The sequence below is a fragment of the Streptomyces sp. NPDC002536 genome (genome assembly GCF_053594995.1).
The window spans coordinates 1-8161 of sequence record NZ_JBSFWU010000177.1; the positions used below are offsets into that span (position 1 = coordinate 1).

Below are 8161 nucleotides of genomic sequence, written 5' to 3' on the forward strand. Positions count from 1 at the left end.
CACCCCACCCTCCTCCCTTGTGCTGGCTCCCGCGTTCCCCGCGCTCCATCCGCGCCGCCCGCCCGCCCGTCCGGACCCTCGGGGGTGATGCCGAGCTCCGCGTCCCGCAGGGCCTCGACCTCGCGGCGGAACAGCCGGAACCACATGAAGACGACGAAGCCCGCGAAGACGAACCACTCGCCGGTGTAGCCGAGGTTCTGGAACGCCTTGAGGTCCAGGCCGCTGTTGGGGGCGGCGGCCGGGGGCACCGGGACCATGGGCCCCGTCGCGGTGGGCGCGGTGATCCACGCGTCGTACACCTGGTACGGCACGAGGTTCACCAGCGAGGCCGCGCTGATCACGCCGAGCTGCCCGGACGGCAGCCCGCCGGAGGCGTTCACGCCCTTGGAGGTCGGGCTCTCCGACGCCTGGAGCGCACCGGTGACGGTGACGTCGCCGGACGGCGGGGCGGGCACCTTGGCGGTGTCGGCCGGGGAGTTCGCGTCGCCGGGCAGCCAGCCGCGCACGACGGGCAGCGCCTTGCCGCCGTCCGTCCGCAGCAGGGTCAGCACGTAGAAGCCCTGGCGGTCGTCGAGCTGCCGGTCCGGGACGAGCAGTTGGTGCCCGGTGTCGTAGTGCCCGGTGGCCCGGGCCTGGCGGCCCGAGGTCACGGTGCTCACGGGCAGCAGCCCGGCCAGCGGTTCGGCGGCGGCCGTGCGGGCGTCCTCGGCCTGGGTCTGCTGCTCGCGGTGCGAGTCGACGCGCGTCTCGAAGCGCCCGAGCTGCCAGGTGCCCATGAAGAGGCACACGGGGATGGCCAGAACGGTGAAGACGTTGATCCCCCACCAGCGGGGAGTCAGCAGGAACCGATACACACCACCACGGTACGGGCCGCGCCCGGCGGGGCGGCACCGGCCCCTGCACCGGCGGCGACTTCAGGCCGTCGGTGCGGCCGTCAGGGCTCCGGTGCGGTAGACCGTCCCGGCGCAGGCGTCGGGGAGCGCGGCGTCGGCGGCCTTGGGCTCCCCGACGTCCGGGGTGTGGCTCAGCACCACTCCGGACGGCCCCTGCGTCGGCGAGGAGACGTCCTGGACCTGCGGCTTCTCCGCGGCCACCGCGGGGGGCGCGGCGCTGGCGGAGCCGGAGTCGCTCGCGGGCGACGGGGTGGTGATGCCGGGCTTGGTGCAGCCGTTCGGCCCGCCGTCGGCGGCCGGCACGAAGGCGAACTTGATCTCGTACGCCTGCCCGGGCTGGAGGATGACCTGGCTGGGCTCGGTGGCCGGGTCGGGCAGCCCGGTCGCGGCATCGCCGGCCGTGTGGTTCACGACCGTGATCCGGGAGTTGTCGCTGCCGGCCGCGGAGTGGGCCGCGACCACGCCCTCGCCGGCCACCGAACAGACGCTGCGGGAGACGTTGACGACGCGGAAGGTGCCGTAGACGCGGCCGTTCTTGTCGGGGGTGCCGACGACGCCGGAGCCCTTGCCGAGCTGGTTGCGGTCGCAGGTGGGCGAGGTGGCGGCGAGGGTGGGCCGGAGGTCGGGGCCGGGGACGCTCGCGGGGCCGGTGGGGCCCGTGGTGCTGCCGTCCTTCCGCTGGGCCTCGTCCTCCTCCTTCCGGTGCCCGTCGCGCCGGCCGGCGTCGGGGCTCGCGCCGGTGTTCAGCGGGCCCGGGGCCGGCACGCCTCTGCCGTGCTCGCCGCCCTCGGTCCCGCCGTGCGGGCGCTGGTGGCTGCTGGCGGCGTTGGCCTGGTGGTCGTCGGTGGTGTCGGCCGTGGTGGCGGCGTGGATGAGGACCGGGAGGGCGGTGGCCCCGAGGACCACCGCGGCCACCGCACCCGCGACGGCCTGCCGGCGGCGCGTCCGCCGGGCGGGCACGGCACGCTGCAGGTGCTCGAGTGCGCCGTCGGCGGGTTCGATGTCCTCGACGGCGCCCTGCAGGAGCCGCCGGAGGGCCTGTTCGTCGATCTCCCGGTGACCGCCGTTGCCGGGGTCCTGGTGCTCGTCGGGGAAATGCCGGTTCATACAGGGGCCTCCATGGCGACACGGAGGGCCGCGATACCGCGCGAGCCGTACGCCTTGACCGAGCCGAGCGAGAGACCGAGGGTCTCCGCCACCTGGGCCTCGGTCATGTCGGCGAAGTAGCGCAGGACGAGCACCTCGCGCTGGCGGCGCTGCAGTCCACGCATGGCTTTGATCAATTGGTCGCGCTCCAGCTGTTCGTACGCCCCCTCTTCGGCACTGGCCATGTCGGGCATCGGCTTGGACAGCAGCTTCAGTCCGAGGATGCGGCGACGCAGGGCCGAACGGGACAGGTTCACGACAGTCTGCCGCAAATACGCCAGGGTCTTCTCCGGGTCCCGGACGCGGTTGCGCGCGGAGTGCACCCGGATGAAGGCCTCCTGCACCACGTCCTCGCAGGAGGCGGTGTCGTCGAGGAGCAGAGCCGCGAGGCCGAGCAGCGAGCGGTAGTGCGCCCGGTAGGTCTCGGTGAGGTGATCGACTGTGGTGCCCGCTGCCATCGCCTCGTCAGCGTCCCCGCGCTGCGGTGGCACCTGGGGCGGGAGCTGGGCGGGACGGGGGGCCGACCAGGGGGCGATCACCGGTATACCGCCCGGCGAGCCGGCACGCGGACGCACGGAGGTGCTGCCGCGCCTCGGGGCGGTTGCGATGCTGATGACCTCTGCCACGCCTGTTGGACACGCTTCCCCCCGTCAGGGTTGTACGCGCAGGGCTCCGCGGTCGACGACGCACCGTGTGACGAGGCGTCATATGCCCTCATGCGTACCAGCTCTTCCTCAATGCCCCGGTTTTTGCACCGCCAAAGAGGACGGCAACAAAGACGCTCCCCGGCCCTGCGGCGGTTGCAGTCGGTCGGGGAGCGCATCGTCGAACAGATCGTCTGCCCAGTTCAAGAGGTCTGGACCAACGAGTTGATCACACGACCTTTACACTTCCCGTCGATATTACGGAGCGGTCAGCTCGGCCGCCACGAGTTCCGCGATCTGCGCGGCATTGAGCGCCGCGCCCTTGCGCAGATTGTCCCCGCAGAGGAAGAGGTCGAGGACCCGGGGGTCGTCCGGGGAGCGCCGCACCCGGCCCGCCCAGACGGGGTCGGTGCCCACGACGTCCGCGGGCGTCGGGAACTCCCCCTCGGCCGGGCTGTCGCAGACCACCACGCCGGGGGCGTTCGCCAGGATCTCGTGCGCCCGCTCGACCGTCACCTCGTTCTCGAACCGCGCGTGCACGCTCAGCGAGTGCCCGGTGATCACCGGTACGCGTACGCAGGTCACGGAGATCCGCAGGTCCGGGCGGCCGAGGATCTTGCGGGACTCCTCGCGCACCCCGGTCTCCGCGGAGGACCAGCCGCCCTCCTCCGGCGAGCCGGCCCACGGCACCACGTTCAGGGCCACCGGCGCCGGGAAGGGCCCCGTCGCGTCCCCGACCGCGCGCCGCACGTCGCCGGGGTGCGTGCCCAGCTCCGTACCGGCCACGGCCGCGAGCTGGGCGCGGAGGGCCGCCACGCCGGCCTGCCCGGCCCCCGACACCGCCTGGTACGAGGAGACGACCAGTTCGCTCAGCCCCAGCTCCGCATGGAGCGCGCCCATCGCGGCGATCAGCGGCAGCGTGGTGCAGCCGGGCCCGGCGACGATGCCGCGGGGGCGGACCCGGGCGGCATGCGCATTGATCTCGGGCACCACCAGCGGCACGTCCGCGTCCATCCGGAATGCGCCCGACGTGTCCACCACGACCGCGCCCTTGCCGACGGCGACCGGCGCCCACTGCGCCGCGACCTCTTCCGGCACGACGAACACGGCGACGTCGACGCCGTCGAAGGCGTCCTCGCCCAGCGCGCGGACCCCGGTCTCCGCGCCCCGCACGGACAGCGTCCGGCCGGCCGAGCGGGCCGAGGCGACCAGCCGGATCTCGCCCCAGATGTCCGCACCGCGCGAGAGCAGTTCGAGCAGGACCGCGCCGACGACGCCGGTCGCGCCGACGACCGCGAGCGTCGGCCTGTGCCCCCTCCCGGAGCCGGTGCCGCCGACGGCACCGGCATCCGGGCGGGCGGCCGTCATCGGCCGGTGCCTCCGTAGACGACGGCCTCGTCGTTCTCGCTGTCCAGGCCGAACGCGGTGTGGACGGCGCACACGGCGTCGTTCACGTCGTCGGCACGGGTGACGACCGAGATCCGGATCTCGGAGGTCGAGATCAGCTCGATGTTCACCCCGGCGTTCGACAGCGCCTCGAAGAAGGTCGCCGTGACCCCCGGGTTCGTCTTCATGCCCGCGCCGACCAGCGAGATCTTCGCGATCTGGTCGTCGTAGCGCAGCGAGTCGAAGCCGACCTTCGCCTTCGTCCGCTCCAGCGCCTCGATGGCCTTGCGGCCCTCGGTCTTGGGCAGGGTGAAGGAGATGTCCGTCAGGCCCGTGGACGCGGCGGAGACGTTCTGCACCACCATGTCGATGTTGATCTCGGCGTCCGCAATGGCCCGGAAGATCGTCGCGGCCTCGCCCGGCTTGTCCGGAACCCCGACGACCGTGACCTTCGCCTCGGAGGTGTCGTGCGCGACGCCCGAGATGATCGCCTGCTCCATCGGCTGGTCCCCTTGCGGTTCGTTGCTGACCCAGGTGCCCTTGAGGCCCGAGAAGGACGAGCGCACGTGGATCGGGATGTTGTAACGGCGTGCGTACTCGACGCAGCGGTGCAGCAGCACCTTGGAGCCGGAGCTGGCCAGCTCCAGCATGTCCTCGAAGGAGATCCAGTCGATCTTGCGGGCCTTCTTCACGACCCGCGGATCGGCGGTGAAGACCCCGTCGACGTCCGTGTAGATCTCGCAGACCTCGGCGTTCAGCGCGGCCGCGAGGGCCACCGCCGTGGTGTCGGAGCCGCCCCGGCCCAGCGTGGTGATGTCCTTGCTGTGCTGGGACACACCCTGGAAGCCCGCCACGATCGCGATGTTGCCCGCGTCCACGGACTGCTGGATCCGCCCCGGCGTGACATCGATGATCCGCGCTTTGTTGTGGACCGAGTCGGTGATGACTCCGGCCTGGCTCCCGGTGAACGACTGCGCCTCGTGACCGAGGTTTTTGATCGCCATCGCCAGCAGCGCCATGGAGATCCGCTCTCCGGCGGTCAGCAGCATGTCGAACTCGCGCCCGGCAGGAATCGGCGAAACCTGCGCAGCGAGATCGATCAACTCGTCCGTCGTGTCGCCCATCGCGGAAACCACGACGACCACCTGGTGGCCGTTCTTCTTGGCTTCGACGATTCGCTTGGCAACCCGCTTGATGCCCTCGGCATCGGCAACGGAGGAGCCGCCGTACTTCTGCACGACAAGGCTCACGTGCGCTCCTCGCAGCTCTGTGTTTTGCGGTCGCCTGCAGTCTAACGAGCAGCAGGAATCGGCCATGGTGACGCCGCATGATGAGACGCGCGGCCCGCGCGGACCCGGACGATTTGCGGCCGGGACGCGCTCGTGCGATCAGGGCTTCAGCGGGACTTCGTCGGCCGCATCCCCAGCGGCCCCGCGATCTCCGCCGCCATGACGCGGCCTGCCTCCTCGGCCAGTTGCTCCTCGGCCACCGCATCCGTGTCCAGGCCGTCCAGCTCGTCCAGCGGCTGGTCCAGCCGGACGTGCGCCACCAGCGACTGCAGCGCGCGCAGACAAGCCGACGCCGTGGGGCCCCAGTTGGAGAGGTAGGAGAACTGCCACCACCACAGGGCCTCGTTCACCCGGCCGTCGCGGTAGTGGGCCATGCCGTGCCGCAGGTCGGTGATGATGTCGGCGAGGTCGTCCGAGATCCGGCTGGCGACCGGGGCGCTGCGCGGCACGTACGGGTCGAAGACCTCGGAGTACACGTCCACCGGGTCCAGCATGACCGCGAACCGCTCGCGCAGCTCGTCGACGTCCGCCTCCGGGCCGACGTCCGGTTCGTAGCGCTCGTCCGGGAGGAAGTCCTCGTGCGCACCGAGCCGGCCGCCGGTGAGCAGGAGCTGGGAGATCTCCAGGAGCAGGAAGGGGACGGCGCTGTCCGGCTCGTCACCGCGGGAGACCTCGGCGACGGCCACGATAAAGCTCTCGATCGAGTCCGCCACGGAGACCGCGAAGTCGTCCGGAGCGCGCTTGGCATCGTGCAGCGTTGCGTCAGACATCGAGAAGTCTTCTCCCTTCGAAGGCACGCCCCAGCGTGACCTCGTCGGCGTATTCGAGATCTCCGCCCACCGGCAGCCCGCTCGCCAGTCTGGTGACCTTCAGCCCCATGGGCTTCACCATGCGCGCGAGATAGGTGGCTGTGGCCTCGCCCTCGAGATTGGGATCGGTGGCCAGGATCAGCTCGGTGACCGACCCGTCCGCGAGCCGCGCCAGCAGCTCGCGGATGCGCAGGTCGTCCGGGCCCACGCCCTCGATGGGGCTGATCGCGCCGCCGAGCACGTGGTAGCGGCCCCGGAACTCCCGGGTCCGCTCGATCGCGACGACGTCCTTGGACTCCTCCACGACGCAGATGACGGCGGGGTCGCGGCGCGGGTCCTGGCAGACCCGGCACCGCTCCTCCTGCGCCACATTGCCGCAGACGGCACAGAAGCGGACCTTCGCCTTGACCTCGGTCAGGGCGTGCGCGAGCCGGCGGACGTCGGCCGGCTCGGCCTGGAGGATGTGGAAAGCGATCCGCTGGGCGCTCTTGGGACCGACACCGGGCAGCCTGCCCAGCTCGTCGATGAGGTCCTGGACCACGCCTTCATACACGGATCGGGCTCTCCTTCTGCGCTTTTTATGCCGCTATAAGTACGTTACGTCCGGTATGCCGGAGGCTTCCCGTCAGAACGGGAGACCGGGGATCCCGCTGCCGCCGCCCAGGCCCTGGGCGAGCGGGCCGAGCTTCTGCTGCTGGAGCCGCTGCGCGGACTCGTTCGCATCGCGCACGGCGGCGACGACCAGGTCCGCGAGGGTCTCCGCGTTCTCCTCCGCGCTGCCGGCCTCCGGGTCCACCGCCCGCGGGTCGATGACCAGGGCCTGGAGCTCGCCGGCCCCGGTGACCGTGGCCTTCACCAGGCCGCCGCCCGCCGAACCCTCGACGGGGGTCCGCGCCAGCTCCTCCTGGGCCGCGGCGAGGTCCTGCTGCATCTTCTGGGCCTGCTGGAGCAGCTGCTGCATATTGGGCTGGCCACCACCGGGGAACATGGTTCGGCTCCTGGCTGTCGACGACGACTGGTTCGGAGCCGAGCCTACGTGTTCGCCGGGCGGCGCGCCCCATGCCGCCGGAAGTAGTGCGCGGGCCCGGCCGCACTACTCGTTGGCGATCTCCTCGATGACCGTCGCCCCCAGCTCGCGGACGATCAGGTCGTGGCCGCTCAGGGCGGTGTCGACGAGGTCGGGGTCGTCCTCGGCGGGGACGTCCTCCTCGATCGGGACCGGCGGGGGCTCGGGGGCCGCGGACGGGGCGGACGGTGCCTGACGGGCCTCCGGCGCCGGGGCGGCGGGGGCCGCGGACGGGCCGGGAGCGGGCGCGGCCGCGGGCCGGGGGGCCGCAGGGGCGGGGGCCGGGGGCTGGGGGCGCGATGCGGCGGGGGCGCCGCCGCCGAAGCCACCGCCGGCGTTTCCGTAGCCGCCGAAGCCACCGCCGGACGCACCGGCACCGCCGGCACCGGCTGCACCGCCGGCTCCGCCGGACGGATCGACGACCAGCTCGACCTTCCACTGCACGCCCAGCGCATCGCCGAGCGCCTGGCGCAGCACGTCCTCGCTGCCGCTGTTGGCGAAGCTGTCGCGGGCTCCGGCGTTCGAGAAGCCGACCTGGAGCGTGCTGCCGTCGAAGCCGGTGACCTGGGCGTTCTGGCTGAGCAGGATCCAGGTGAAGCGGCGGCGGTTCTTGACCGCGTCCAGGATCTGCGGCCACATCTGCCGCACCTGGCCCGCGTCGCCCCCGGCACCCGGGGACGCCGGGGCGGCAGGGGCGGCAGAGGCGGGCGGGGCTGCCGGGGTCTGCGCGGCCGCGGACGGCCAGGCACCGGCGCCCGGCGCGGGGGCGGCCGGCGCGGCGGGGGCGGAGCCGGGGGCTGCTGCGGTGGGCCAGGCACCGGCCGGTGCTGCCGGGGCCGGAGCGGGCGCCGGAGCGGCGGGGGCCTGCGCGGGCGCGGATCTCGGCGTCGTCCTCCCAGCTGTCCCAGAGCCGGGCGACGACGTCGGC

The 8161-nt window shown here is 72.6% G+C and carries 8 protein-coding genes and 1 pseudogene; all 9 read right to left on the reverse strand.

Annotation, left to right across the window (positions count from 1 at the left end; all coding sequences use genetic code 11):
* Positions 1-854, reverse strand: an 854-nt coding sequence (locus ACWD4B_RS34220; protein WP_451424430.1) for an SURF1 family protein, incomplete at its 3' end; no start/stop codon positions are given.
* Between the two features lie 60 nt (positions 855-914).
* The gene (locus tag ACWD4B_RS34225; protein ID WP_451424431.1) at positions 915-2000 is read right to left on the reverse strand and encodes a hypothetical protein; all 1086 of its coding nucleotides are present in this window, start codon (positions 1998-2000) and stop codon (positions 915-917) included.
* Positions 1997-2665 (reverse strand): SigE family RNA polymerase sigma factor, encoded by a 669-nt coding sequence (locus tag ACWD4B_RS34230; protein WP_451424432.1) that lies wholly within the window; start codon positions 2663-2665, stop codon positions 1997-1999. Before ACWD4B_RS34230 ends, ACWD4B_RS34225 begins: the two co-directional genes overlap by 4 nt.
* 276 nt (positions 2666-2941) lie before the next feature.
* On the reverse strand, positions 2942-4051 hold the full coding sequence (locus tag ACWD4B_RS34235) for an aspartate-semialdehyde dehydrogenase (RefSeq protein ID WP_451424433.1): 1110 nt from the start codon (positions 4049-4051) through the stop codon (positions 2942-2944).
* Positions 4048-5319: an aspartate kinase gene (locus tag ACWD4B_RS34240; RefSeq protein ID WP_451424434.1), complete on the reverse strand. Its 1272-nt coding sequence runs from the start codon at positions 5317-5319 to the stop codon at positions 4048-4050. The genes ACWD4B_RS34235 and ACWD4B_RS34240 overlap by 4 nt, the downstream gene beginning before the upstream one ends.
* A gap of 146 nt (positions 5320-5465) precedes the next feature.
* Entirely contained in the window at positions 5466-6128 is a 663-nt protein-coding gene (locus ACWD4B_RS34245; protein WP_451424435.1) for a DUF5063 domain-containing protein, read from the reverse strand.
* Positions 6121-6720, reverse strand: coding sequence for a recombination mediator RecR (gene recR / locus ACWD4B_RS34250; protein WP_336410574.1), 600 nt, complete (start codon positions 6718-6720; stop codon positions 6121-6123). The genes ACWD4B_RS34245 and recR overlap by 8 nt, the downstream gene beginning before the upstream one ends.
* A gap of 72 nt (positions 6721-6792) precedes the next feature.
* Positions 6793-7155, reverse strand: coding sequence for a YbaB/EbfC family nucleoid-associated protein (locus ACWD4B_RS34255; protein ID WP_336410573.1), 363 nt, complete (start codon positions 7153-7155; stop codon positions 6793-6795).
* A 105-nt stretch (positions 7156-7260) separates the two neighbouring features.
* Positions 7261-8161: pseudogene (locus ACWD4B_RS34260) on the reverse strand (DNA polymerase III subunit gamma and tau); the annotation flags it as partial.